The sequence below is a fragment of the Faecalibacter rhinopitheci genome (genome assembly GCF_015234135.1).
Lineage (GTDB): Bacteria > Bacteroidota > Bacteroidia > Flavobacteriales > Weeksellaceae > Empedobacter > Empedobacter rhinopitheci.
Genome location: NZ_JADGIK010000008.1, coordinates 1 through 26,147, shown reverse-complemented (window position 1 = coordinate 26,147; position 26,147 = coordinate 1). Strand labels below are relative to the sequence as shown.

Sequence of the window (26,147 nt, the reverse complement as noted above, 5' to 3'; positions counted from 1 at the left end):
TTTTAATCAAGAAAAGATAATTTTAATTCCTTAGGTTGAGGCATTATCCAAAGTTGATGTCCAAAATAGCTCCATTTTAAATTAGCAATATTTACATCTGGATTCGTATATTGATAATATTCGCTACGATTTATTGAAACCTTGGAATCTACAAAAACTTTTACATCCTTAATTCCTTTTCTTTCGTAATCAGCTTTTATATATTGGGAAAATTGCCAAATCATATCCGCTGAACTCCCAACTCTACTTGCCTGTTTATGCGATAAATAATTGGATAATTCAACTTTCTCTCTCTTTTGATATTTCCCCTTTTTATCTGGTACGGATACATACACAGTTGTGTCATTAGAACGACTTCGTAACATCATTCGCCATGATAAGCGATGACCTTCTTCTGTCCAAAAAACATTACCTGGAATATGATAATGTCGTAATGGTAAATAGATTTGCCAAATCACATAAAACATTAATAAATACGAAAAAACGATTCTTCGGGTAGTAATCAATCCATCTTCATCGTTACGATCCATCATAAAAGATTTAGTTTTAAAAACCAATTCTTGAATTTTAACTGGATCATAAAAGAAAATCATCATTGCTAAAGCAAAATATGGAAAAATACCAATTCCGAAAACTAATGAATTAAATATGTGGAAGAAAAAAGCACATTTAATCGCAATACTTCTAGTTTTTGACCATAACATTGCCGGAATTATTAATAGATCAAATAAAAATCCTAAAATAGAAATCACTTGAGCGAATGTTATACTTCCTACAATTTTAGCTAATCCTTCTAATTGATATTTATGTTCAAGTATGTTAGAATATTTTAGAAAATGTCCATTAAGAAAAACCCCATTAAACCAATCCGGGTATAATTTTGCGATAGCGGCGAATGTATATACTATAAACAATTGGATAATTAATATTACTCTAACCCAATTTTTACAAGTTAGTCGCTTTAGTTTAGGAAACATAAAACTGTCCAAAGAGAAAAAATGATGAGCCGGAATTATGGTCATTAACCATGTAACTAACATAAATAAATAATAGTGGTTATTATAGCTCGTCTTTTGCATTAGGTACGACAATGTCCACATAATAGCAAAAACAATTATAGAAAAACGATATAATCCACCAATCGCTATGAATACACCTAGCAAGCCCATCGCACCATAATAATATATCATGTTTGGACCTAAAAGATTATTCATCCATTCAAAACCAATAAAAGTAAAAGTTAATTTAGGTTCTACGAAATTAACATCAACCCAACCAGTATAAATTGCTCCCCAACATTCGGCTACAATTAATAATCCAAATATAATTCGGAAAATAGCCAAAGAGGAATTATCAATCTTTCTGAATAAAAATTCGCTAAACATGAATATACAGTATTTTTGGCTAATTTATAAATTAACTGACGTGTATTGTTAACTTTTGAGTTATATTTATTAAATGAAAAAAGATAAAATCATATTTTTTGACGGGGTATGTAATTTATGTAATTCAACTGTGCAGTTTATTATAGAAAACGATTCTCAGAATAAATTCCATTTTTCATCCTTGCAATCCAACTTTGGGCAGAAATTCTTGGAAGAGAATAATCTTAAGACAGAAAATTTTGACTCAATCATTTTATTAGAAAATAATGAAATTTATCAAAAATCTGATGCTGCAATAAAAATTGCCTCGCATCTAGATTCTCCTTATAATTATTTGAAGTTATTTTCTATTCTTCCAAAATTTATACGAGATTTCTTTTATTCGATTGTAGCAAAGAATAGATATCGTATATTCGGAAAGAAAGAAAGCTGTTGGATACCAACTGCTGAGCTAAGAAGTAAATTTTTAGAATAATATTAATTCTAATTTTTATATTTTTCAATAGCTGCTTCAATTTTTGCACGGCGATTGGCAGGTGAAGGGTGCGTACTTTGGAATTCTGGCACGCTACTGCCTCCAGATGCAGCTTCTAATATATCCATTACGCCAATTAAAGCTTCAGGTTTATAACCAGATTGAATCATGAATCGGACACCTAGATCATCTGATTCAAGCTCATCTTCACGCCCATATTTCATATTAACCATATTCGCTACAACTTGCGCATAATATGCCGTATTTACATCTCCTGCTGCTACTCCTGCTGCACCAGCAATTCCTTGCGTCAAATCTTGTTTTGACATTTGTTCTGCACTATGTCGCGCAATCACATGACCTATTTCGTGTCCTAAAACTCCTGCTAATTGATCTTCATTTTGTAATCTTGTCAATAAAGCTTCTGTAATAAAAATAGGACCTCCAGGAAGTGCAAAAGCGTTAACGGTACGATTATCAGCTAAAACATAAAATTGAAATGGATAATTTGTTTTTGACGCATCGCTCGTTTTTACAATTTTTTCCCCTACACTTTTAACCAATTGTTGATAATTGGCATTTTGTGAAAGTCCTCCAAATTCTTGGGCCATTTGAGGAGCAGAATTTAATCCAAGCGAAATTTCATCATCTTTTGTTAAAGAAATGTATTGCTTTTCACCTGTAATTTCATTTATTTCTGAGCTAGAAAAATATTTTACTAACGAAAAAATAACAATTCCTGCAGCAAGCAAAAATTTTAAAGATGATGAACCTCCTCTTTGCATATTTTATAATTTAAAATTCTATTTATGCCTTTGTTTTAAAATTTCTAATACATCTTTTAACTTAAATCCCCTATCATGTATAGACATTAAGTAATAAAATAACACATCCGCTGATTCCTGTAAAAAAGCATCATCATCATCCTGAGAAGATGCTATAACCATTTCTACAGCCTCCTCTCCCATTTTTTTAGCAATTTGAGTTGTTCCTTTTTTATGAACACGTTTCATTTTTGATTTTTTAGCATCGTCATGTTTTGCCTCATCAATCATTGCTTCAATTTTTTTTAAAAAAGGATAATCTTTCTCTTTTTTAACATCAGTGGCTTCCATATTATTAAAATCCATAGGCTTGTTTTTACATTTAGTAAAAATAAAATTCTAAACTTAAAAACTACCAATTTATTTGCCAAAAAATATAAATCTTGATTTTTAAGTTTAAATATTTATTAAATTAGTGATTATTCAAACAACATAAACGTTTTATAAACAATATTTTAATCGATTTAAACACACTAAAACACTTATTTATTATATTTAATTATTTTTAACCTCATGAATTTGTGTCCCAAATTTTAAATTGATTAGAAATAATCTTATTTTTACAGCAATTAAACAAACGCAAACAATGAACACAAACGACTTTTCCATTCGTCATATTGGAAATAATGTAGAGCAGGCAGCGGAAATGCTTGCAGTGATCGGAAAAGATTCTATTGATTCTTTAATTGAACAGACATTACCTCAAAACATTCGTTTAACTCAAGGATTAGATTTACCTGAACCTTTATCTGAATTTGAAACGACTAATCATTTATTAGAAATAGCCAATTTAAATAAGAAAGTTAAAAACTATTTAGGTTACGGATACTATGGTACTATTTTACCAGCTCCTATCCAGCGTAATGTATTAGAAAATGCAGGTTGGTATACAGCTTACACACCTTACCAAGCAGAAATTGCTCAAGGTCGTTTAGAAGCTTTATTAAACTTCCAAACTGTTATTTCTGACTTAACTGGTTTACCTATTGCAAATGCTTCTTTATTAGATGAAGGAACTGCATGTGGTGAAGCGATGCATATGTTATTAGAATCTCGCTCAAGAGACCAAAAGAAAAACAATGTAGTTAAATTCTTTGTTGCTGATAACTTATTCCCTCAATCAATCGGGGTTTTAGAAACAAAAGCACATGGTTTAGGAATCGAATTAGTTGTTGGAAATTTTGAAACAACTGAATTAACAGAAGAATACTTCGGTGCTATTGTACAATACATTGGTAAAGGAGGACAAATTAATAATTACGCTTCTTTCGTAGAAAAAGCAAACGCTGTTGGTGTTAAAGTAGCTGTTGCGACAGATTTATTAGCTTTAACTTTATTAACACCTCCAGGTGAATGGGGAGCTGAAATTGTTGTAGGTACATCTCAACGTTTTGGTGTTCCAATGGGATACGGTGGACCTCACGCAGCATTTATGTCTTGTACTGAAGAGTACAAACGTGTAATTCCAGGTCGTATTATTGGAGTTTCTCAAGATCGTTTAGGAAACTATGCGTTACGTATGGCTTTACAAACACGTGAGCAACACATTAAACGTGAAAAAGCAACTTCTAACATCTGTACTGCACAAGTATTATTAGCAGTTATGGCTTCTTTCTACGCGGTTTACCACGGAAAAGATGGCTTAAAATTCATCGCGAATGAAATTCACGCAAAAGCAGGAATCTTACAAGGTGGATTAGTTCATTTAGGATACAAAGTAAGCAATACAAACTTCTTTGACACAGTTCAAATCGAAGTGCAGAATTCTGATGAAATCGTTAAGATTTTTGCAGAAGAAGATATTAACGTGAATGGATTCGAAAAAGGAAAAATTTCTATCACAATCGATGAAATGACTTCTGAAGAAGATGTTTTCGAAATCTTAAGCGTTTTTGCAACAATTAAAAATACAGAAGACGGTTTTGAATTTGAGGTGGAGGAATCTTACTTACCAGATGATTTAATCAGAAATTCTGACTTCTTAACTCACCCTAACTTTAATTCATACCATACAGAAACAGAATTAATGCGTTACATCAAACGTTTAGAGCGTAAAGATTTAGCGTTAAACCAATCGATGATTGCATTAGGTTCTTGTACAATGAAATTAAATGCAGCGACTGAGTTATTACATATGTCTTGGGAAAGAATGGGTAACGTTCACCCGTTCACTCCAAAAGAACAAGTCGTAGGTTACCAAACATTAATCAAAAACTTAGAAGATTACTTATCTGTCATTACAGGTTTTGATGCAACTTCTTTACAGCCAAACTCTGGTGCACAAGGAGAATATGCAGGATTAATGGTGATTCGTTCGTACTTCGAATCGAAAGGTGAAGGACACCGTAACGTGGCTTTAATTCCACAATCTGCACACGGAACAAATCCTGCTTCTGCTGCAATGGCTGGAATGAAAGTAGTTGTGGTTAAAAACTTAGAATCAGGTGAAACAGATTTAGAGGATCTAAAAGCAAAATGTGAGTTATATAAAGATAACTTAGCTGCATTGATGATTACTTATCCTTCTACATATGGAGCTTTTGATAGTAACATCGAAGAAGTAACTACAATGATCCACGAATACGGTGGACAAGTATATATGGACGGTGCTAATATGAACGCACAGGTTGGATTAACTTCTCCTGGAAATATTGGTGCAGACGTATGTCACTTAAACTTACACAAAACTTTTGCGATTCCTCACGGTGGTGGAGGACCTGGAGTTGGACCAATTTGTGTTAAAGCACACTTAGCGCCATTCTTAGGATCTTCTCCAATCATCGAAACTGGTGGAAAAGAATCTAAAAATGTGTTTGCTGCTGCTCCTTACGGATCTGCATTTATTTTACCTATCTCTTACGCTTACATCATTATGTTAGGAGCTGAAGGTTTATTAAAAGCAACACAAGGCGCTATCTTAAACGCTAACTACATGAAGGCTCGTTTAGAGAATCACTACGATATTCTATACACAAATGCACAAAATGTTGTTGCTCACGAATTTATTTTAGATTGTCGTCCATTCAAAAAAGTTGGTGTTGAAGTGGTAGATATTGCAAAACGTTTAATTGATTACGGATTCCATGCTCCTACGGTTTCTTTCCCAGTTGCGGGAACGTTAATGGTTGAGCCAACTGAATCTGAAACTAAAGCAGAATTAGATCGTTTTTGTGATGCATTAATCTCAATTCGTCAAGAAATTGATGAAGTAGCAAATGGAGATTATCCTGTAGATAATAACGTCTTACATAACGCACCTCATCCACAGCATTTATTAACAGCTGATGAATGGGAATATCCTTATACACGTTCTAAGGCCGCTTTCCCATTAGATTGGGTTCGCGAGCGTAAATTCTTTGCGACAGTTGCTCGTATCGATGATGCTTACGGAGATCGTAACTTAATGTGTACTTGTGCTCCTGTAGAGTCTTACATTGAAGATTAATAGTTAAATAAAATACTATATATAAGTCGGTTCTAATAGGACCGACTTTTTTATTGCATTAATTTTCAAATAATTAAAAATTATATGTAAAAATATAGTAATTTAAATCATACTAAACTATTATAAAAATTATGAGAAATTATGCTGCCGAGTTTTTCGGTACTTTTTGGTTAGTCTTTGGGGGTTGTGGTAGTGCAATTTTCGCTGCAGGAATTCCTGAATTGGGAATTGGTTACGCTGGTGTTTCACTCGCATTTGGTTTAACCGTCCTTACAATGGCTTATGCTGTTGGGCATATTTCGGGTGGACATTTTAATCCTGCCGTTTCATTTGGATTATTTGCTGGTGGAAGATTTGAAGCAAAAGAACTTTTGCCTTACATCATTGCACAAGTTCTAGGTGGATTAGCAGCTGCTGGAGTTTTATACATAATTGCTTCAGGTAATGCAGATTTTGCCATCGATAATACGAAAGCAGGCGCATTTGCTGCCAACGGATTTGGTTTCTTATCGCCGCACGGCTACTCGATGACAGCAGCATTTCTGGCTGAATTTGTTCTAACCGCTTTCTTTTTAATTATTATTTTGGGAGCAACTGATAAATTTGCTAATGGAAAATTTGGCGGAATTGCTATTGGATTAGCTTTAACATTGATCCATTTAATTTCAATTCCGATTACCAATACTTCGGTAAATCCTGCACGTTCTACCTCACAAGCCATTTTTGCTGGTGGAGAATTTATTCCACAACTATGGTTATTCTGGATTGCTCCAATTGCAGGAGCAGTAGTTGGAGGATTAATTTATAAATTATTATTGCAGAAACAACATTAAATAGAATGTAAAAAGACCATTAGAAATAATGGTCTTTTTAATTATTGTTGGTTTTGCTCTCTTTTTATAAGATAATTTCTAGATAAACGAATTGCCAAGTAGACAAAAGCTAGATAAAATTTCTTTTCATAAAATAATTCTAATCCTTCAATTGGAAAAAAATTTTGTGATAAAAATCCAATGATTATAATTGCAATAATCACTGTACTTGTGATATCTAAGATTTTAATCATTATTTTTATAGCTAGGTTTAATATTCTTTTTCATCATTTTACTAGTTACATTTCCAATTCCTTTTGTTATTTTAGATAAATTATCGATGTTAATTGATTCAAACTCATCGTTGGGCTGGTGATAATGTTTTTGATTTTCCATATTTACAGTAGATAATGAATGAGATACAATTCCTTTCTTTACGAAATGAACATTGTCTGAACGCATAAATAAATTCTGCGCTAAGTAGGGATCTGCAGATACCGAAAAAGATTTATCAGATTGCTGATTCATCAAATCCATTAAATCAGATTTATCACTTCCTGTCATATAAACTTTTCCTGGTCCAAATGCGGATTCGTAACCCAACATTTCTAAATTATGCATTACTTCAATCTTAGCTAAATAGGATTGAAAATCTTTGTTTTCAACTAATTTACCTGAACCTATTAATCCTATTTCTTCAGCATCGAAAGCCATAAACATTAATGTTTTATTCGTTTTCTTATTTTTAAAGAAATCTGATAATGCCATTACAGCAGAGGTCCCACTTGCATTGTCATCTGCTCCATTAAAAATTTTATCTTCACCTTTCCCATTGTTCCCAACGTGATCAAAATGAGCTCCAAATGCAATAATTTCATCCGATTTTCCATCTTGCATACCACACACGTTATATCCTACTTTATCTTTATGATCGAAAGGAATTAAAAAGGAATCGCCAATACATGGTTTTAAATTATTCTTTTTAAAATGAGATGCAATGTAATCTGCGGCTTTTTTACCTCCTTCAGTTCCAAACATACGTCCTTGCATATCATCCGATGCTAACGTTTTTACATATTCGGCTTGTTTTTCTTTAGAATATTGTGCTTGTGCTAAGGAAGTAATGCCTCCCAATGCTAAAAGGAAAATATATTTTTTCATGTATTAATTTATAAGTTTTGAAGATAATAAAAAAAGCTATCATTTCTGACAGCTCATTGTTGTTATTTCTTTTTCTCGAACATTAAATCTTTTACTTTAGCTTTATCTTCTTTAATATTTCCTAAGTCGAACATTGTTCCAAATATTCTATCCCAAAAGGTATTTGAAACGCCAAATCCTAAATCTTCATCCTTATAATGATGCAAATGATGATTTCGCCATAGAGGTTTCATAAACTTAAAAGGAGGTGCTATAGCATGGATTAAATAATGCATTGAAGCATATAATAGATATCCGAGCATAAATCCTGGGAAAAAACCGAAGACATATTTTCCTAAAATTAAGTATTGTATTGTAAAGATGATAGAGGCTAGAATTATACTAGGTACTGGAGGCATAAATAAACGTTGTCTGTCTCTAGGATAATGATGGTGATTGCCATGAAATATATAGACTACTCGTTGAAATTTTGGATGGTTTGTAGTCCAATGAAATAAATAGCGATGTGCAAAATACTCAAACAATGTCCAAAATGCCATTGCACTAAAAAACAACATTAGAACTAATTGGAGAGAATAGTTAAAATTTATAAAACCATAATATATACTGTAAGATAAAATAGGAATATACATTCCCCAAATAATTGCTGGGTGCCCTTTTGTAAGAAATTCTAAAAATTTATTATCAAAAAGTTGAGCTTGTCCTTTGTTATTTATCTTATCAAATTTCATGGCTTATAATTTAAGTTTCTTAAAATTAATTAATTAACATTTAAATTCAAAATTACACGTCATAAAAAAACTCCAAAGGCAAAAGCCTTTGGAGTTTTAAAATCGTATGTAAATGTATATTATCTTGCAGACATCTCAACATAATCACGAGTCGCAGCACCAGTGTATAACTGACGTGGACGTCCGATTGGTTGATTAGTTTGACGCATTTCCATCCATTGAGCAATCCAACCTGGTAAACGTCCTACAGCAAACATTACTGTAAACATTTCAGTTGGAATTTGTAAAGCTTTATAAATAATTCCTGAGTAGAAATCTACGTTTGGATATAACTTACGCGCTTTGAAGTAATCATCTTCTAAACAAGCTTGCTCTAAACCTCTCGCGATATCTAAGATAGGATCTTCAATTCCTAAAGTAGATAATACATTGTCAGCCGCAACTTTGATAATACGAGCACGTGGATCGAAATTTTTGTACACACGGTGTCCGAATCCCATTAAACGGAATGGATCTTCTTTATCTTTTGCTTTACCAATGTATTTAGCAACATCTCCACCATCATTTTGGATAGCTTCTAACATTTCTAATACAGCTTGGTTAGCTCCACCATGTAATGGTCCCCATAAAGCTGATATACCTGCAGCAATAGAAGCAAAAATACCTGCATGTGATGAACCTACTAAACGTACAGTAGATGCAGAACAGTTTTGTTCGTGATCAGCATGTAAAATTAATAATTTGTCGAATGCATCAACGATTGTAGGATCTGCTTTGTATCCCTCAGAACCATCATTAAATAACATTTGGTAGAAATTTTCTACATATGATAATGAATTATCTGATTTAGTTAAAGGTAAACCTTTAATCTTACGTTGTGACCATGCTGCGATTACTGGGAATTGTCCTAATAATGTAACAGCTGCTTCATACATTTCTTCTTCTGTAGCTACATTAATTTTATCTGCATTAAAAACAGATAAAGCAGACGTTAAAGATGAAATGATTGCCATTGGGTGTGATCCCTGTGGAAATGCATTTAACATTGTAACAATCTCTTCAGCTACTTCAGTATTTTTTCTAATATCAGCTACAAAACCATCTAATTGTTCTTGAGTTGGTAATTCACCTTTAATTAATAGGTACATTACTTCTTCAAAGTTAGATTGATCTGCAATTTGTTCGATTGGATATCCTCTATACAATAACTTTCCTTCTTCACCATCTAAGAAAGTGATTTTAGACTCACAAGATCCAGTGTTCTTATAACCTGGGTCCATAGTGATTAATCCTGTTGCACCTCTTAACTTAGAAACATCAATTGACTTTTCGTCCATTGACCCTGTTGAAACCGGAAGCTCCAACTCCTTTCCATCGTAACTTAATACTACCTTGTCTGACATTTTTTAGTTTATATTATTTAACGCGTAATTTACAATGTATTTTATTAATTTCAGACTGATTGATATCAGTAAAAAATTATTTTAGCGCTTTACTTTGAAAGCTTTTAAGCCAGGAAAAATAGCAGTTTCGCCTAAGATTTCTTCAATACGCAATAATTGATTGTACTTCGCCATACGATCTGATCTTGAAGCTGATCCTGTTTTTATTTGTCCTGTGTTCAATGCAACTGCTAAATCAGCTATGGTAGCATCTTCAGTTTCACCAGAGCGGTGAGACATTACTGCTGTATAACCAGAATTTTGAGCTAAATGAACTGCTTTAATAGTCTCTGTTAATGTTCCAATTTGATTGAACTTAACTAAAATAGAGTTTGCCGTTTCAGTTTCCACTGCTTGCTCTAATTTCTTCACATTTGTTACTAGTAAATCGTCTCCAACTAATTGCACACGTTTACCTATTTTATTTGTAAGGATTTTCCATCCATCCCAATCATTTTCGTCCATTCCATCTTCGATAGAAATGATAGGGTATTTTTCTGATAATTCAGCTAAATATGCTGCTTGTTCTTCTGATGTACGAATTGCACCTTTATCTCCTTCAAATTTTGTGTAATCATATTTTCCGTCTACAAAAAATTCTGAAGCAGCACAATCTAAAGCAATCATAATTTCCTCTCCTGGTTTGTAACCTGCCTTTTCTATAGCTTGCATTACGGTATCTAACGCATCTTCAGTTCCGTCAAAAGTGGGAGCAAAACCTCCTTCATCTCCTACCGCCGTAGATAATCCACGATCGTGTAATATTTTCTTTAAAGAATGAAAAATTTCGGTTCCTTTTCTTAAAGCATCTGAAAATGATTCAGCTACTACAGGCATTATCATAAATTCCTGGAATGCAATGGGAGCATCTGAATGAGACCCACCATTTACAATATTCATCATTGGAACCGGTAATGTATTTGCATTTACCCCTCCAACGTATCGAAATAAAGGTAAACCTAATTCTTCTGCTGCTGCCTTAGCCACTGCAAGGGAAACTCCCAGAATAGCATTAGCACCTAATTTTGCTTTATTTTCAGTTCCATCTAAATCAATCATTACTTGATCTATTAGATTTTGTTCAAATACAGAATATCCGACTAACTCTGGAGCAAGAATTTCATTAACATTAGCAATTGCCTTTAAGACTCCTTTTCCTAAGTATAAATCACCACCATCACGTAATTCTACTGCTTCGTATTCTCCAGTAGAAGCTCCAGATGGAACAGCTGCTCTACCTAAGATTCCGTTTTCTGTGATTACATCAACTTCAATTGTTGGGTTCCCTCGTGAATCTAAAATTTGTCTCGCGAATATGTGAGAAATAGTGCTCATAGTTTGTTATGTTTTGTTTGAAAAATTTATTATCATTCAAAAATAACGATTCTGTAATTTTTATACAACGAATTTAAAATGTTTTAAATTTTAATATCTGAAAACATTATCATTATTTTTTATTCATGCATAGTATTTTTGATATTTTAAATCTTAAAAACCAATATTGCTTGAATTTATAAATTTTAGATTTGTAATTATACGTATTTTTTAACAATTATCAATTATTGACGAATTAATTTGTAATAAGTAATTGATTACCATTAGCGATCACCTGATATGTTCTTGGAGATCTATTTGCTACTTTAGTAGGTTGTCCGGTAGTAAGAATCCATTCTGATCCATCTTCATCACAAACCATTTTTAGATTGTCCTTTACATATATCGTTGATTTTCCTGTAGGACAGATATGCGGCGCATTACGATCATAAGCTTTATACCCTACCCCTGTATTGACAACTATTAATCCTCGAGATCCGGTGTTTATACCTTCTAAATATATCCATCCTCCAGGATTATTTAAATTGACATATAGTGGCATCGATAAATTAATTGATTTACTAATTGTATAAGATGGTACACAACTAACGGTACCGTCATCTGATTGGCAATTTAATAGTGTAAGAATGATAAATACAAAAGAAACACTATTTAGAATCGTTTTAATAAACTTCATGGTTTTTAATTTCGATTAAAAAAATTACTATATTTGCTAGTAAATAGTCCTGCACGTACAATGTAATGTGTAGGATTATTTATTTTTTAAAAATAACGCAAAACTAATACATTGTTATGGCAAATATACAATATGTAACCAAAGAAGGTTTAGATAAGCTTCGTGCAGAATTACATCAATTAGAAACTATTGAGCGACCTAAAATTTCTCAACAAATTGCAGAAGCACGTGACAAAGGAGACTTATCCGAAAATGCAGAGTACGATGCCGCAAAAGAAGCGCAAGGATTATTAGAAATGAAAATTGCTAAGTTGAAAGAAAGTGTAGGAAATGCTCGAATTATTGATGAATCAAAATTAGACTCATCTAAAATTTCTATTTTATCTAAAGTTAAAATTAAAAATTTAGCTAATGGACAAGAAATGGTATATACTTTAGTTCCTGAAACTGAAGCAGATCTTGCTAAATTTCGTATTTCTGTAAATACTCCAATTGCTAAAGGTTTACTTGGAAAATCTATAAATGATGTAGCAGATATTACATTACCTAATGGAATGACTTTAAAATTTGAAATTTTAGAAATATCTTTGAGCTAAAATTTTAAATAAAAATTTATGGCTAGCATTTTCACGAAAATCATAAATAACGAAATTCCTTCGTATAAGATTGCAGAAAATAATCAATATATTGCTATTTTAGATGCCTTTCCATTGGTAAAGGGTCATGTATTAGTTATTCCAAAGCAAGAAGTTGATAAAATCTTTGATTTAGATAGAGAATCTTATAACGGACTAATGGATTTCTCTTATGATATTGCTAAAGCTATAGAACAAGCAATCCCATGCTTACGTGTTGGGGTAGCAGTTGTTGGATTAGAGGTACCACATGTACATGTTCATTTGGTACCTCTAAATTCAATGGAAGACATTAACTTTGCAAAGCCTAAACTAAAATTGGATGCAAATGAAATGGCTGAAATTACTTCGCAAATCAAATCATATTTATAATATATAAAATGAATAAATATATCAAATTAGTAATCGCCGCTGTATTAGTTATATTAGCAATTGTTGCATTTGTTAATAGAGAATATGGTTGGGGATTTATTTCATTAATAGTAGCAATATTTCCAGTATTGTTTTATTTTAAAAATGAAAATATTCTATTAGCCTTTTGGTTTTTACGTAAAGAAGAAATGGGTAAAACAAAAATGTGGTTAAATAAAATTACAAATCCTCAGACACAATTAATTCCTAACCAATTAGGGTATTTTAATTATATGAAAGGAATTGTTGCAGCACAAGATAATGATCTTAATGGTTCAGAAAAATTTATGAAAGAAGCATTAAACTTCGGTTTAACTTTTGATCATGACCGTGCAATGGCAAATTTATCACTAGCTGGAGCTGCAATGGCAAAAGGAAATAAACGTGATGCTGAAACATACATCAAAGAAGCTAAGAAAAATGATACAAAGGGAATGTTTGGTGATCAGATAAAAACAATGAATGATCAAATGAAACGTTTCGGAAATGTGAATGTAAACAAATTACAAAATCCACATATGCGTCATAAAGGACGCAAATTTTAATCCCTATGGATATTAAAACAATAGATATCAATCAATCTACTACCCGTGATAAATGGAAAAAGATTGAACAATTCTTTGAAACTAATTTTACAGATGGTGAAACGCCAGATTTAGACACTATTTTATTTTTAATTGGTGTACAAGAATTAGGTCAAGGAAAAAGAAAATTCAAAAAAGACGAAAAATTAAATCTTCTACATATCGCAGTTTGTCGCGTTTTAGAACCATTTGGATTTTACCGTTTTGATGGATTAGACCCTGAAGGGTGGCCACATTTTGAATTATTAGATGAATTGCCTCCTTTAAAAACGAATGAACAGACATTGTTAATGAAACATGCCGTAATTCAGTATTTTGAAGATCAAAATATCATAAACTTCGAATCTTAAGATTCGAAGTTTTTATTTTTATATAAATTGATAACTATTTTATCTGCTGCTAAAGTCATTTTCTCGGGATTTAAATTTTGAATGGGCTCCCAAATCAATTCTTTTATATCTGAGTCTAAAATTTCTAATTTTGATAAAGCCTCTTCAGTTGTTGTCGCTTTATAATAAATTAACAATATTTGCTCTGAAGGATCAAAGATATTTTCTTGAAAAAAATCTTGCGTATATAAATGCTCCCCAATCTCTACTTCTAGATTTAGTTCTTCTTTAAATTCACGTATAAGACAATCTCTAGTACCTTCACCAAATTCTAGCCCACCACCAGGGAATTTCAAAATTAATTGATTCTGAAAAGGTTCATTAATAATTAATACTTTACCTTGATGCTCTAGCAAAGCATATACTCTTACATTAAAAGGTTTACTCATTATTAAAATTTTTTAAACAAACCATCATTTCTCTTTTACCTGGAGGTCCTTCTCGTTTCTCAACTTTAAAACCATTATTTTTCATCGCTCGTTTTAAACTGCCCTTAGCCGCATAAGTCGTTAGAATGCTTACTTCCTTCATTAATTCTGCAACAATGGTTAGTAATTCTTCTTCCCATAATTCTGGCTGTACTTGTGATCCAAATGCATCAAAATAAACTAAATCAAATTTCTCCTTTGTAGCTCCCTTCAAATCGAAGAAATCTTTTTGTAATTTTTTAAAATGAAAATTTAATGAAATTTCGTGGGTCGTTTCCCATTCACAATTAAACATTTTTTGATAAATACCGTATAATTCATCTTTTCTGGATTTTAATTCTGGATAGAATTTAAAAACATCATCAAAGAAATTTATAGCTTCAAACTCTTCTGGTGATACAGGAAATTTTTCAACACCAATATAATTAACAGTTATATTATGAGTAAAGGCTTCTAAGAAAGTTATAAAAGAATTTAATCCTGTTCCTAAGCCAATTTCTAGAATATTTATCGGTTCATTTATTTTTTTAAAGTGATCTAATCCGTTTTTTACAAACACATGCCGAGCCTCTTGTACTGCACCGTGTATAGAATGATACGTCTCGTTCCAGTCTTCAATATGAATGGTTTTTGAACCATCTTCCGTTTCTACAATTTTGCGTTTCATCCGAATAAGTTATGAATTATTTTATGTAAAAGCACAAAAATAAATGTATATTTGATACCGCAACAAACAAAATTTACTTCTAATGATTATAGAAAAAATAGCTGAATCTAAATTTAATGATTCGGTATTCGACTCTAAAGTTTTTGGTAAAAACTTTACAGACCACATGCTTGTGGCTAAATATAAAGATGGAAAGTGGGATGAACCTAAAATTATGCCTTATGGAGCTTTAGAATTCACTCCTGCAGCAATGGCATTTCATTATGGTCAAGCGATTTTTGAAGGTATGAAAGCTTACAAAAATGAGAATGATGAAGTTTTTATTTTCCGCCCAGATCGTAATTTTGAACGTTTTAACCTATCTGCTGAGCGATTAAATATGCCTACTGTTCCTGAAGAAATCTTTATGGAAGGTATTCAAACAATCGTAGATTTAGACCGTCAATGGGTTCCTAAAAACTATGGAACATCACTATATATTCGTCCTACAATGTTTGCTACAGAAGAAGCTATTTCTGCAAGATCATCTAACGAATTTATGTTTGTAGTTTTATTAGCTTATGCACCTGCATATTACGACAAGCCTTTATCAGTTAAAATTGCTGATTTCTACAGCCGTTCTGCACAAGGTGGTGTTGGTTTTGCAAAATGTGCTGGTAACTATGCAGCATCGTTTTATCCTACACAAGAAGCTCAAAAAGATGGTTACGACCAAGTAATTTGGACAGATTCTATCGAGCATAAATATATTGAGGAAGCTGGAACAATGAACGTAATGGTCCGTATAGGAGATAAATTATTAACGGCTCCAACTTCTGAAAGAATTTTAAATGGTGTTACACGTGATTCTTTGTTAACATTAGCTAAAGATAGTGGTATGGATGTGGAAATTCGTCCAGTTGCTGTACAAGAAATGTATGATGCATATAAAGATGGTCAGTTAAAAGAAGTATTCGGATGTGGAACTGCAGTAGTTGTTAACTCTTACAATGCCGTAGGTTTCGCAGAAGAAAGAGCTCCAATAGAAATTTTATCTGATGAAGAATCTTTTGCTTCAATATTAAAAGGAAAATTAAGAGACATTCAATACGGATTAGTGGAAGATCCTTATGGATGGAGAGTGAAAGTTGGAAAATAATTCCAATTTAACATTTTAGATATAAACTGATAATCATTGATTATCAGTTTTTTTTGGCATAATTTTTAATATCATGTTATACAAAGTACTATTTTTACAAAATGAATGATATTCAACGATTTTTGATTATGTGCTCAGGTAGCAGCACAGAAATTTTAAAGAAAACACCAACTGACGTAAACAAACATATTGGTATTGGTGGTGTTATTTTATTCACTGGTTTACTCGCATCTTTATCCGCAGGATATGCTTTATTTACAGTTTTCGATAACGTTTATATTGCAACTGCATTTGGCCTATTTTGGGGTTTAATGATATTTAACTTAGACCGTTATATTGTAGCTTCAATGAAAAAATCTGGAAACTTTTTCAGACAATTATTTATAGCTATACCACGTATCGCAATTGCTGTATTGTTAGGAATTGTAATTTCTAAACCTTTAGAATTAAAAATATTTGAAAAGGAAATTCATAAACAATTAAATATAATTGTAAATAGAAATAAAACTGAGTTGCAAAAAAGCATAGATTTTAGATACTCCGATTTAGCTAAACCAATTGATAGTGAGCGAAAAGAAATTTATACTAAAATTGATGCCATTAGAAATGAATATAATTTAGCTTCGTCTGAATTAGAAAAAGAAATTGTTGGAACACAGAGTGAGACAACTACAGGACGAGAAGGTTATGGGACGAATGCAAAGCGAAAAGCTGAACTAAAACAACAAAAGTTTGAAGAAATGCAATTATATATTCAGCAAATGCAACCTAGACTAGCAGAATTAAATTCCGAAATTGATGCATTGATTAAACAAAAAGAAAAAGAAATCCTAGATGCCAAACCTACTGAGGAAAATTATAATGGATTTGCTGCTCGTATGCAGGCATTAGATGAATTAGGAACTACGAATGCTATTCTTGGTACCGCAGCTATATTTATTGCACTTGTATTTATATCTTTAGAAACTGCTCCCGTTTTAGTAAAATTAATTGCTCCAAAAGGTCCTTATGATTATTTATTAGAGAAACATGAACATAGCTTTAAAGTGTTTTCCAAAGAAAGCATTCAAATAATGGATATAAAATCTGAACAAAGAATTAAAAAAGAAATCAACAAATCTTTATAAATTAAGAATATTCAAAGTGTTATCTTTATAAATCAACTTGAACTTTTTGATATGGATAGAAGAAATTTACTTAAAACCCTTGCGTTTTCTACAGCCGCTATACCTTTATTTGGCTCGTCTGCTGGATTTATTACAAAGTCTTTGGAACCTAACGCTCTTCAATTAAAATTTGGAAATTTAGATTTATATCTCTTTTCGGATGGTGGAAATGTCCTTTCAGATCCTTTTCCATTAATTGCTCCAAAAGAAACTGAAGAAAATTTTAATAAAGCTAGAAAAGAATGCTACTTAGACCAACAATCTATTGCCTTTTCATTAAATATTTTATTAGTAAAAAAAGACAATCAATACATTCTTTTTGATACAGGGAATGGTCTAGGAAAAAACAAAAATGTAGGAAGATTAATAGAACAAATGCAAGCCTCTAATATTCCTGCAAATCTAGTTACAGATATAATTATAACACATGCACACGGAGATCATATTGGTGGAATTATACTTCCTGACGGAACTTTAGCTTTTAAAAATGCTAAATATTATATCAGTAAAACTGAATTTGATTTTTGGATGAAAGAAAATAATTCTACTATAAAATCTATCTTAAATAAGATTCAAATTAATTTAACTTTTATTAAGGAAAACGATACGCTATTTGATTGTATAAAAGTTGAACACACTCCAGGTCATACGCCTGGACAACTTGCTTTTTTAATTCAACAAAATGGCAAAAACCTACACCTTAAACATATTGCTGATGTTGTTCACTCTCCTATTCTTGTACGATATCCGGAATGGGGAATTAAATATGATCAGGATTTTGATTTAGCTGTAAAAACACGTTTAAATATTCTAGAAGAAGCGTATAATAAAAGGCAATTAGTAATTGCCATGCATTTACCTTGGCCTGGCATTGGTTATATCGGGAAACGTGATAATCGCTATGATTGGATTCCACTATCTTTTGGATCAAATTTAAAACAAATCGAACTTTAAAGAAATCCTTTTTGTAATTTTGTATCCTAACAAATAAGGATATGTATAAAATAGAAATATACGGAGAAAACAAAGACGAACTTACAATAGATTTGGAGCAAGCAGTGCAACCAATTCAGAATATTGAAGGTTATTTTTGGAAAATTCTTTGGATAGATGGAGAAAGCGAAACTGAAGAATATTCTGTATTTGAATTACAAGAAGTAATAGATCAACAAGATGGAATCGTAGTAGATTTTGAAGCATTAGTTAACTTAAGTCATAAAATGGCTACAGTTTCTGAAGCCTTAATCATTGGAGATCGCAATGAAAAAAATCTTTTTGTAAATATTGAAGATGAAAATTTATATGATAATGAAATTGTGTTAGAATTAGTCAAAGATTCACATTGGCAAGTTGTAGCAAAAGAGGAAATTATTATAGATACTTTTAAAGTAGAATTTCCGAACAGCGAAATTATTGAATAATATAAAATGGCTCAAAATTGAGCCATTTTTTTTAATATTTTCCTTGTAAAGCGTTATAAATCTTTAATGTTTCCTTTGCTTCTTTTACATCGTGTACGCGCAGTATCTTCGCTCCTTTTTGTAAAGCGACCATATTCAAAGCAGTTGTTCCATTTAATGCTTCTTGGGGCGTTGTGTCAAAAAATTTATGAATCATAGATTTTCTTGAAATGCCTACCAATATCGGAAATTCATTATATCCTAATACTTCCATCTTAGAAAAAAGTTCATAATTATGCTCCAGAGTTTTAGCAAAACCGAAGCCTGGATCTAAAATTATATCATTAATTCCTAAACTTCTAAGTGTAGCTATTTTTTTTGCAAAATATTCATTTACTTCAAGAGAGATATCTTTATAAGTAGGATTGTTTTGCATATTTTGCGGTGTTCCTTTCATATGCATTAAAATATATGGCACTTTTAATTCAGCAATTGTAGGTAACATTTCTTCATCTAATTCAAATCCTGAAACATCGTTAATAATAGAAGCTCCCGCATTTATAGCTGCACGCGCTACACTTCCTCGAAATGTATCAATTGAAATAATAAGTTCAGGATATTTTTTAATCAATGCTTCAATTACAGGAATTGTACGAATTAGCTCATCTTCTTCAGAAACTTCCTCAGCTCCCGGCTTAGTAGAATACCCTCCAATATCTAAAATATCTGCTCCATCAGCAATATGTTTTTCAACCTTTTTTAAGATTATATCCATGGATTCACTACTCCCTCCATCGTAAAATGAATTTGGTGTGGTGTTCAGAATTCCCATAATTTTAGGTTCTGATAAATCGATTAATCGACCATTACAATTAATTGTCATATCTTAGAAGTTGTATTCTTTAATGAATTCTATTTATTTTTGAATTCTATTACGAAATTATGAAAAATACGTCAAATCAATTCAAAGAAATTATTGCCCTTTGCAGGGATTTATATACAAATAAAACACAAGATTACGGTGCTGCTTGGCGTGTTCTTCGTTTACCTTCTTTAACAGATCAAATATTTATCAAAATAAGTCGTATCCGAACTCTACAAGAAACTACAGAACGATTGGTTGATGAAGGCGAAGAAAGCGAATTTATTGGAATTATAAATTATGCGATCATGGCCTTAGTACAATTGGAATTAGGCTTTGTGGATCAACCAGATTTATCCCCAAAAGAAGCAACAGAATATTATGATAAATATGCGACAGTTGCACATGATTTGATGATGAAAAAAAATCATGATTATGGAGAAGCATGGCGAGATATGCGAGTAAGTTCGATTACTGATTTAATTTATCAGAAAGTCTTACGCACTAAAAGTATTGAAGATAATAAAGGAAAAACGATTGTATCTGAAGGATTAGATGCTAATTATCTTGATATGATTAATTATTCTATCTTCGCTTTAATCTTAATTAATGAACAAAAATAATATATGAGGTTTATAGTTCAATTGTCTCGAATAATCGTTGGAATACTATTTATTATATCTGGTTTTGTAAAAGTCGTTGATCCAATTGGATTAAGCTTTAAACTTGAAGAATATTTTTCTCCAAGTGTTTTAAATATTCCATTTTTGATGGATATCAGTTTACCAATTGCAACTTTCTTTTCGGTATTTGAAATATTTTTAGGGATATTATTACTTCTAGGAGTATGGAGAAAATTTACAATATTGTCTTTATTGATTACAATTGTGTTTTTTACTTTTCTTACATTCTATTCTGCTTATTTTAATAAAGTGACAGATTGTGGATGTTTTGGTGATGCATTAAAACTTGAACCTTGGACATCTTTTTATAAAGACGTTGTATTATTGATATTAATACTTGTTTTATTAGTTGGAAAAAAACATATTGAACCTCTTTTTGTCAAGCCCTTTAATATAGCTCTTGTATCTATCGCTACCTTAGGCTCATTAATTATCTCATATATTGGTATTAATCATTTACCAATGATTGATTTCCGACCATATGCTGTAGGAAAAAATTTAGTGGATGGCATGAAGCAAGCAGAAGAATTGGGACTAGAACCTACTACATACAAAACGTTATTTACGTTAAAAAATAAATTAAATGGTTCATCAATTGTAGTTGATGACAAAAAATATATAAGTCAAAAACTTTATCAAGATACTTCTATTTGGGAATTAGAATCAGATAAAACTGTAAATATTATTGATAAAAAAGGGTATGAAGCTCCAATTCATGATTTTTATTTTGATTGTAATGGAGAAGATAAAACATCCTATTATTTACAAAATGAAAAAGTAATTTTATTTGTAATTCCATTTGTGGAAAAAATTAGTTCCGAAGAAATAACTAAGCTAAATACTTTAGCTAAACAAGCCAAACAGCAAGGTTACGAAGTTGTTGCTGTCTCTAATAATCCTATTGATAACATTGAGTTTGATATGTGTTTTATGGATCAAACTACGATGAAGACAATTATTCGTTCAAACCCTGGAATTTTATTACTTTCAAAAGGAATTGTAAAAGCAAAATATCATTACAACGATTTTCCATCAATTCAACAATTAGATCAAAAATTATAATCCTTGATTAATTATATTATCCATAAAATTTTCTATGGTTTTCTCACACTTTTTGGAGTTATAACTGTAGTTTTCTTACTATTTACTGTTCTTCCTGGTGATCCTGCACGAATGATGTTAGATCAAAAAGAAGATCCAGAACAATTAGCTCAAATCCGTAAAAATTTAGGATTAGATCAACCGATATGGAAACAATATATGTATTATATTAACGATTTATCTCCTATTTCTTTACATGACAATCAAGCGAATGTTACTACATATACGTCATTAAATTCTGGTAAATATTCGTTCCAAAAAATTATAGATATAAATGATCAGAGCCTGGTTGTGAAGAAACCTTTTCTAAGAAATTCATTTCAGAAGCAAGGGAAATCTGTGGCGACCATTATTGCAGAAACATTACCCAATACTATTATCTTGGCTATCTCAGCCATTATTATAGCAACTGTTTTAGGAGTAAGTTTGGGAATAATTTCTGCCTTAGTTAAAGACTCTTGGATTGATAGAAGTTTATTAGTGATTACAAGTTTTGGTATGAGTATTCCATCGTTTTTCTCTGCCATTATTATAGCTTATATATTTGCATTTTTATTGCACGATATTACTCATCTTAATATGATTGGTAGCTTATATGAAGTGGACGATCTAGGTGAAGGTAAACATTTAACCTTAAAAAATTTAATTCTTCCTGCCATTACACTAGGATCAAGACCTTTGGCTGTGTTCACACAATTAACGCGTAATTCTTTATTAGAAGTTTTGTCTCAAGATTATATTCGAACTGCATACGCAAAAGGTTTATCTAAAAAAACTGTTATACTAAAACATGCATTAAGAAATGCCCTAAATCCCGTTATTACTGCAATATCTGGTTGGTTCGCATCTATGCTAGCTGGTGCAGTATTTGTAGAGTTTATTTTTGGATGGAATGGATTGGGTAAAGAAATCGTAAATGCTCTTAACACGCTAGATCTACCAATCGTAATGGGCTCAGTATTAATTATTGCTGTTATGTTTATAATAATTAATATCATTATTGACATTCTTTACGGCGTATTAGACCCAAGAGTTCGTATTAAATAATAAAAACTAAATCACAAGACATAAATTAAAATATTATGAGAGATCAAATTGTCGCTGGAAATTGGAAAATGAACTTGTCTTTTGAACAAGCATTACAATTAGCTTCTAATATCAATACTTGGGTATCAGAGAATGAAACAAAAGCAAAGGTTATTATTTCACCTTCGTCTATTTATTTACAAGCAATTCAAGAAATCGTAGATGACCAATTTATTCAGATAGCTGCACAAGATGTTTCTGTAGCAGAAAAAGGCGCTTATACAGGAGATATTTCTGCTGAGCAATTAGATAGTATAGGTATCAATACTGCTATTGTAGGTCATTCAGAAAGAAGACAATATCAACAAGAAACTGATGAATCAATTGCTAAAAAGTTGGAGCAATTATTTGCAAAAAATATTACACCTATTTTATGTATTGGAGAAAATTTAGAACAAAGAGAAACTAATCAACATTTTGAAGTAGTTAAATCTCAAGTATTAAATGCACTAACTCCTCAAAAAACTGAGAATCTATCTAAAATTGTTATTGCCTACGAACCCGTTTGGGCTATTGGAACAGGTAAAACTGCATCTCCAGAACAAGCACAAGAAATACATGCATTTATTCGTCAAACTCTGAACAATTCTTTTGGAGAAGAAATTGCTAATGCTACAAGTATATTATATGGAGGAAGTGTAAATCCATCTAATGCAAAAGAATTATTCTCACAACCAGATATAGACGGTGGTCTTGTAGGTGGAGCTTCTCTTAATATAGAAGATTTTTCACAAATTATTGCCTCGTTCTAAGAATTTAAATTCTTTTTTATAAATATTTTAAGCTTGTTTCTAATTCCAAATCGTAAATTTGCATTTGGCTTTGAAAACAAGCTTATTTAATTATATTATATGACAAATTATATCGAATATAAATTCCAAGTAAAAGAAATTGAACCTTGGAATGAAATCATAATCGCTAATATTTCTGATTTACCTTTTGAAAGTTTTACTGAAAACGAAAATGGATTTGATGCGTATATACCATCTACGCAAGAAAATGAAGCTGAAATAAAAGAAGTATTAGAATCATTAGAAGGTATTGATTTTACATATACTCGTACAGAAATAGAACAACAAAATTGGAATGCAACTTGGGAAGAAAATTTCACACCAATATTAGTCAACGACCAATGTTTGATTCGTGCTGAATTCCACGATACCATAGAAAACATTCCTTTTGAAATCGTAATTCAACCTAAAATGTCTTTCGGGACTGGACACCATTCCACTACTCACTTAATGGTTGAATATATTTTGGAAACTGAGTTTACAGGAAAAGATATTCTTGATATGGGTTGCGGAACTTCAATCTTAGCAATTTTAGCATTAAAAAAGAATGCTAACTACGCAGAATGTATTGATATCGACGAATGGGCTGTAGAAAACTCTATTGAAAATGGTAAACGTAATGGCGTAAGTTTAGATGCTAAAATGGGAGATAACTCTTTATTAGGTTCAAAACATTTTGATGTAATTTTAGCTAATATCAATAAAAATATCCTTATCGCTCAAATCCCTTCATACATAGAAGTATTAAATGAAGGTGGGGATTTATTTTTAAGCGGGTTAATGGAGCAAGACTTTAATGATATACACGCATTTTGTACAGAGCGCAACTTGACTTTTATTTCTAAAAAACAACGTAACGAATGGATTGCCATTCATTTTAAAAAATAAAATATGACTAGATTTTCAACAAAACCGAAATGGGAAACTGAATATGATTCAGATGTTGAAGTTTTAGAACAAGAATCTAAAAAATATCAGATTATTGTATACAACGACGACATCAATACTTTTGATTGGGTTATTGAATCATTAATGGATGTTTGTGAGCACACTCCAGAACAAGCTGAACAATGTACAATATTAATACATTACAAAGGTAAATGTGATGTTTTATCAGGTTCTTATGAAGATTTAAAACCTCGCTGTTCTGAATTATTAAATAGAAATATAAATGCAGAAATTATCTAGTTACACTAGTATACTTTTCGTTATAATATTCTTCTAAATCGTCTAATGATTCATATTCGTTAGACGATTTTTTATTTTCGTCATCAACTAAATAAAATTTATATAAAGATTGATAAATTGAATCCTCTATATTCTCATCAACTTTTTTACTAATTGTATTATCTTCTATATTTAAATTCTGATCATTAGAATTTAAAATAAAATTAAATCCGACTATAAGTAATAAAGAAGCTGCTATTGATGCTACTGAAATCCACCAATTTCTTGACTTATTTCTTGATTTAGATAAGTTTTCAGTTAGTATGTTCTCTTTTAATGAATCAAAGTAATCAGTAGGCACAGTAAATCCTTTACCTTCTTCCAATGATTGTGAATTAACTAAAATTGATTTTTCTAGTTTTTCAAAATAATCAGCAGGAACTTTATAAGATTCATGTTTTGCTTTAAGATGTTTCATAATTATTAGACAATCCTAATATAAAAAAGTTTAATGACTCTCAGAAATATATTGTTCTATTTTTTTAACAGCATGATGATAATTCGCTTTTAAACCTCCGATAGAAGTTTCTAATATTACAGATATATCAGAATATTTCATATCATCAAAATACTTCATATTAAAAATTAACCGTTGTTTCTCTGGAAGTCGAGCAATTGCCTTTTGTAATAAAATTTCTGTCGCTTCTCCATCAAAGTAAGGATCATTCTCTAGTTCGTCTACCTTAGCTAAATTATAATCTTCTATCGACTGATTAAGATATTTAGATCTTTTATGAATAAAATTCACAGACTCGTTATATGTTATCCTAAAAATCCAAGAGGATAATTTAGATTCATTTCTAAAATCTTTCAGATGTTGAAAAATCTTCATAAAAACATTCTGAGTAACATCATCCGCATCTTCATGTATATAGACTATACGTCTAACTTGCCAATATACCTTTTGGTGGTAATCGGAAACTAGTATCTTAAACCCTTCTTCTATTTGGTTATTTTGTATTAAATATATTATATGAAGATCTCTTTCCAATAATTTATAAATTAATTGTCAAACATACTTAAACATCAGTACTAAAACGAATATTTAACATTTTTTAAGAGTGAAAAATAACATTATAAGTTCATTAATTTAAAATTATAATTTCTAAATACTTTACAGCTTTACACTTTCAATTGTTCCGTTGTCCCTATAGAAATTTTAGGGCATAAAAAAAGCCCAATCTAATTAAAGATTGAGCTTTGTTATAAAGACTGGCGACGACCTACTCTCCCGCAATAGCAGTACCATCGGCGCTGAAAGGCTTAACTTCTCTGTTCGGAATGGGAAGAGGT

31 protein-coding genes and 1 rRNA gene are annotated in these 26,147 nt (G+C 31.3%); 17 read left to right on the top strand and 15 right to left on the bottom strand.

Going from position 1 to position 26,147, the window contains the following annotated elements; translation table 11 throughout:
- Positions 1 to 2 precede the first annotated feature (2 nt).
- Complete coding sequence (locus tag IM532_RS11645; RefSeq protein ID WP_194183627.1) at positions 3 to 1,385, bottom strand: HTTM domain-containing protein; 1,383 nt, start codon at positions 1,383 to 1,385, stop codon at positions 3 to 5.
- Between the two features lie 73 nt (positions 1,386 to 1,458).
- Between IM532_RS11645 and IM532_RS11640 the strand changes: the two genes are divergently transcribed.
- Positions 1,459 to 1,860, top strand: coding sequence for a thiol-disulfide oxidoreductase DCC family protein (locus tag IM532_RS11640; protein ID WP_194183626.1), 402 nt, complete (start codon positions 1,459 to 1,461; stop codon positions 1,858 to 1,860).
- An 8-nt stretch (positions 1,861 to 1,868) separates the two neighbouring features.
- Here IM532_RS11640 and IM532_RS11635 read toward each other — a convergent pair whose 3' ends face one another.
- Both IM532_RS11635 and hisE read right to left on the bottom strand, forming a co-directional pair.
- Positions 1,869 to 2,645: a M48 family metalloprotease gene (locus tag IM532_RS11635; protein WP_194183625.1), complete on the bottom strand. Its 777-nt coding sequence runs from the start codon at positions 2,643 to 2,645 to the stop codon at positions 1,869 to 1,871.
- Positions 2,646 to 2,663: 18 nt separating this feature from the next.
- Positions 2,664 to 2,990 (bottom strand): phosphoribosyl-ATP diphosphatase, encoded by a 327-nt coding sequence (hisE, locus tag IM532_RS11630; RefSeq protein ID WP_194183624.1) that lies wholly within the window; start codon positions 2,988 to 2,990, stop codon positions 2,664 to 2,666.
- Between the two features lie 280 nt (positions 2,991 to 3,270).
- Here hisE and gcvP point away from each other — a divergent pair, with 280 nt between their 5' ends.
- Positions 3,271 to 6,129, top strand: a complete 2,859-nt coding sequence (gene gcvP / locus IM532_RS11625; protein WP_194183623.1) for an aminomethyl-transferring glycine dehydrogenase — start codon at positions 3,271 to 3,273, stop codon at positions 6,127 to 6,129.
- Positions 6,130 to 6,260: 131 nt separating this feature from the next.
- Entirely contained in the window at positions 6,261 to 6,962 is a 702-nt protein-coding gene (gene aqpZ, locus IM532_RS11620; RefSeq protein ID WP_194183622.1) for an aquaporin Z, read from the top strand.
- Between the two features lie 41 nt (positions 6,963 to 7,003).
- Here the strand turns inward: aqpZ and IM532_RS11615 are convergent, their stop codons facing one another.
- The 6 genes from IM532_RS11615 to IM532_RS11590 form a co-directional block, all read right to left on the bottom strand.
- A complete protein-coding gene (locus tag IM532_RS11615; protein ID WP_194183621.1) occupies positions 7,004 to 7,195 on the bottom strand; it encodes a hypothetical protein in 192 nt (63 codons plus the stop codon).
- A complete protein-coding gene (locus IM532_RS11610; protein ID WP_194183620.1) occupies positions 7,188 to 8,102 on the bottom strand; it encodes a M28 family peptidase in 915 nt (304 codons plus the stop codon). Before IM532_RS11610 ends, IM532_RS11615 begins: the two co-directional genes overlap by 8 nt.
- 62 nt (positions 8,103 to 8,164) lie before the next feature.
- Positions 8,165 to 8,833 carry a sterol desaturase family protein gene (locus IM532_RS11605; protein WP_194183619.1) on the bottom strand — a complete coding sequence of 223 codons (669 nt, stop codon included), beginning with the start codon at positions 8,831 to 8,833 and terminating at the stop codon, positions 8,165 to 8,167.
- Between the two features lie 119 nt (positions 8,834 to 8,952).
- Positions 8,953 to 10,236, bottom strand: a complete 1,284-nt coding sequence (locus IM532_RS11600) for a citrate synthase (protein WP_194183618.1) — start codon at positions 10,234 to 10,236, stop codon at positions 8,953 to 8,955.
- Between the two features lie 81 nt (positions 10,237 to 10,317).
- Positions 10,318 to 11,610, bottom strand: coding sequence for a phosphopyruvate hydratase (gene eno, locus IM532_RS11595; protein ID WP_194183617.1), 1,293 nt, complete (start codon positions 11,608 to 11,610; stop codon positions 10,318 to 10,320).
- Between the two features lie 235 nt (positions 11,611 to 11,845).
- The gene (locus IM532_RS11590) at positions 11,846 to 12,286 is read right to left on the bottom strand and encodes a hypothetical protein (protein WP_228063726.1); all 441 of its coding nucleotides are present in this window, start codon (positions 12,284 to 12,286) and stop codon (positions 11,846 to 11,848) included.
- A gap of 116 nt (positions 12,287 to 12,402) precedes the next feature.
- Here IM532_RS11590 and greA point away from each other — a divergent pair, with 116 nt between their 5' ends.
- Genes greA through IM532_RS11570 form a run of 4 tightly spaced genes read left to right on the top strand, consistent with a single transcriptional unit; the run spans position 12,403 to position 14,266 of the window.
- Positions 12,403 to 12,882: a transcription elongation factor GreA gene (gene greA / locus IM532_RS11585; RefSeq protein ID WP_194183616.1), complete on the top strand. Its 480-nt coding sequence runs from the start codon at positions 12,403 to 12,405 to the stop codon at positions 12,880 to 12,882.
- 18 nt (positions 12,883 to 12,900) lie between these two features.
- Positions 12,901 to 13,293, top strand: coding sequence for an HIT family protein (locus IM532_RS11580; RefSeq protein WP_194183615.1), 393 nt, complete (start codon positions 12,901 to 12,903; stop codon positions 13,291 to 13,293).
- Between the two features lie 8 nt (positions 13,294 to 13,301).
- On the top strand, positions 13,302 to 13,877 hold the full coding sequence (locus IM532_RS11575) for a DUF2892 domain-containing protein (RefSeq protein ID WP_194183614.1): 576 nt from the start codon (positions 13,302 to 13,304) through the stop codon (positions 13,875 to 13,877).
- Between the two features lie 5 nt (positions 13,878 to 13,882).
- The gene (locus tag IM532_RS11570; RefSeq protein WP_194183613.1) at positions 13,883 to 14,266 is read left to right on the top strand and encodes a hypothetical protein; all 384 of its coding nucleotides are present in this window, start codon (positions 13,883 to 13,885) and stop codon (positions 14,264 to 14,266) included.
- On the opposite strand, the gene IM532_RS11565 is transcribed toward IM532_RS11570, so the two are convergent.
- Both IM532_RS11565 and mnmD read right to left on the bottom strand, forming a co-directional pair.
- Positions 14,263 to 14,694 (bottom strand): NUDIX hydrolase, encoded by a 432-nt coding sequence (locus IM532_RS11565; protein WP_194183612.1) that lies wholly within the window; start codon positions 14,692 to 14,694, stop codon positions 14,263 to 14,265. The genes IM532_RS11570 and IM532_RS11565 overlap by 4 nt on opposite strands.
- Positions 14,687 to 15,400, bottom strand: a complete 714-nt coding sequence (gene mnmD, locus IM532_RS11560) for a tRNA (5-methylaminomethyl-2-thiouridine)(34)-methyltransferase MnmD (RefSeq protein WP_194183611.1) — start codon at positions 15,398 to 15,400, stop codon at positions 14,687 to 14,689. Before mnmD ends, IM532_RS11565 begins: the two co-directional genes overlap by 8 nt.
- Positions 15,401 to 15,482: 82 nt before the next feature.
- Here mnmD and IM532_RS11555 point away from each other — a divergent pair, with 82 nt between their 5' ends.
- The 4 genes from IM532_RS11555 to IM532_RS11540 all read left to right on the top strand — a co-directional run bounded on the left by IM532_RS11555 (position 15,483) and on the right by IM532_RS11540 (position 19,125).
- On the top strand, positions 15,483 to 16,538 hold the full coding sequence (locus IM532_RS11555; protein WP_194183610.1) for a branched-chain amino acid aminotransferase: 1,056 nt from the start codon (positions 15,483 to 15,485) through the stop codon (positions 16,536 to 16,538).
- 101 nt (positions 16,539 to 16,639) lie between these two features.
- Complete coding sequence (locus tag IM532_RS11550; RefSeq protein ID WP_194183609.1) at positions 16,640 to 17,665, top strand: DUF4407 domain-containing protein; 1,026 nt, start codon at positions 16,640 to 16,642, stop codon at positions 17,663 to 17,665.
- A gap of 51 nt (positions 17,666 to 17,716) precedes the next feature.
- Positions 17,717 to 18,658, top strand: coding sequence for an MBL fold metallo-hydrolase (locus IM532_RS11545; RefSeq protein WP_194183608.1), 942 nt, complete (start codon positions 17,717 to 17,719; stop codon positions 18,656 to 18,658).
- A gap of 41 nt (positions 18,659 to 18,699) precedes the next feature.
- Positions 18,700 to 19,125 carry a hypothetical protein gene (locus IM532_RS11540; protein WP_194183607.1) on the top strand — a complete coding sequence of 142 codons (426 nt, stop codon included), beginning with the start codon at positions 18,700 to 18,702 and terminating at the stop codon, positions 19,123 to 19,125.
- Positions 19,126 to 19,156: 31 nt separating this feature from the next.
- Here IM532_RS11540 and folP read toward each other — a convergent pair whose 3' ends face one another.
- Positions 19,157 to 19,987: a dihydropteroate synthase gene (gene folP, locus IM532_RS11535; RefSeq protein ID WP_194183606.1), complete on the bottom strand. Its 831-nt coding sequence runs from the start codon at positions 19,985 to 19,987 to the stop codon at positions 19,157 to 19,159.
- A 59-nt stretch (positions 19,988 to 20,046) separates the two neighbouring features.
- Between folP and IM532_RS11530 the strand changes: the two genes are divergently transcribed.
- The 6 genes from IM532_RS11530 (at position 20,047) to IM532_RS11505 (ending at position 24,815) form a co-directional block, all read left to right on the top strand.
- A complete protein-coding gene (locus IM532_RS11530; protein ID WP_194183605.1) occupies positions 20,047 to 20,589 on the top strand; it encodes a DUF1599 domain-containing protein in 543 nt (180 codons plus the stop codon).
- A gap of 3 nt (positions 20,590 to 20,592) precedes the next feature.
- Positions 20,593 to 21,711, top strand: a complete 1,119-nt coding sequence (locus tag IM532_RS11525) for a BT_3928 family protein (protein WP_194183604.1) — start codon at positions 20,593 to 20,595, stop codon at positions 21,709 to 21,711.
- A 3-nt stretch (positions 21,712 to 21,714) separates the two neighbouring features.
- Entirely contained in the window at positions 21,715 to 22,797 is a 1,083-nt protein-coding gene (locus IM532_RS11520; protein WP_194183603.1) for an ABC transporter permease, read from the top strand.
- 35 nt (positions 22,798 to 22,832) lie between these two features.
- Positions 22,833 to 23,588, top strand: a complete 756-nt coding sequence (gene tpiA, locus IM532_RS11515) for a triose-phosphate isomerase (protein ID WP_194183602.1) — start codon at positions 22,833 to 22,835, stop codon at positions 23,586 to 23,588.
- Between the two features lie 99 nt (positions 23,589 to 23,687).
- On the top strand, positions 23,688 to 24,515 hold the full coding sequence (prmA, locus tag IM532_RS11510) for a 50S ribosomal protein L11 methyltransferase (protein ID WP_194183601.1): 828 nt from the start codon (positions 23,688 to 23,690) through the stop codon (positions 24,513 to 24,515).
- Between the two features lie 3 nt (positions 24,516 to 24,518).
- Positions 24,519 to 24,815 carry an ATP-dependent Clp protease adaptor ClpS gene (locus IM532_RS11505; RefSeq protein WP_194183600.1) on the top strand — a complete coding sequence of 99 codons (297 nt, stop codon included), beginning with the start codon at positions 24,519 to 24,521 and terminating at the stop codon, positions 24,813 to 24,815.
- Here the strand turns inward: IM532_RS11505 and IM532_RS11500 are convergent.
- The 3 genes from IM532_RS11500 to rrf form a co-directional block, all read right to left on the bottom strand.
- Positions 24,808 to 25,272 (bottom strand): hypothetical protein, encoded by a 465-nt coding sequence (locus tag IM532_RS11500; RefSeq protein ID WP_194183599.1) that lies wholly within the window; start codon positions 25,270 to 25,272, stop codon positions 24,808 to 24,810. The genes IM532_RS11505 and IM532_RS11500 overlap by 8 nt on opposite strands.
- A gap of 30 nt (positions 25,273 to 25,302) precedes the next feature.
- Positions 25,303 to 25,845 (bottom strand): RNA polymerase sigma factor, encoded by a 543-nt coding sequence (locus IM532_RS11495; protein ID WP_228063725.1) that lies wholly within the window; start codon positions 25,843 to 25,845, stop codon positions 25,303 to 25,305.
- A 219-nt stretch (positions 25,846 to 26,064) separates the two neighbouring features.
- A 5S ribosomal RNA gene (rrf, locus tag IM532_RS11490) occupies positions 26,065 to 26,147 on the bottom strand; the annotation flags it as partial.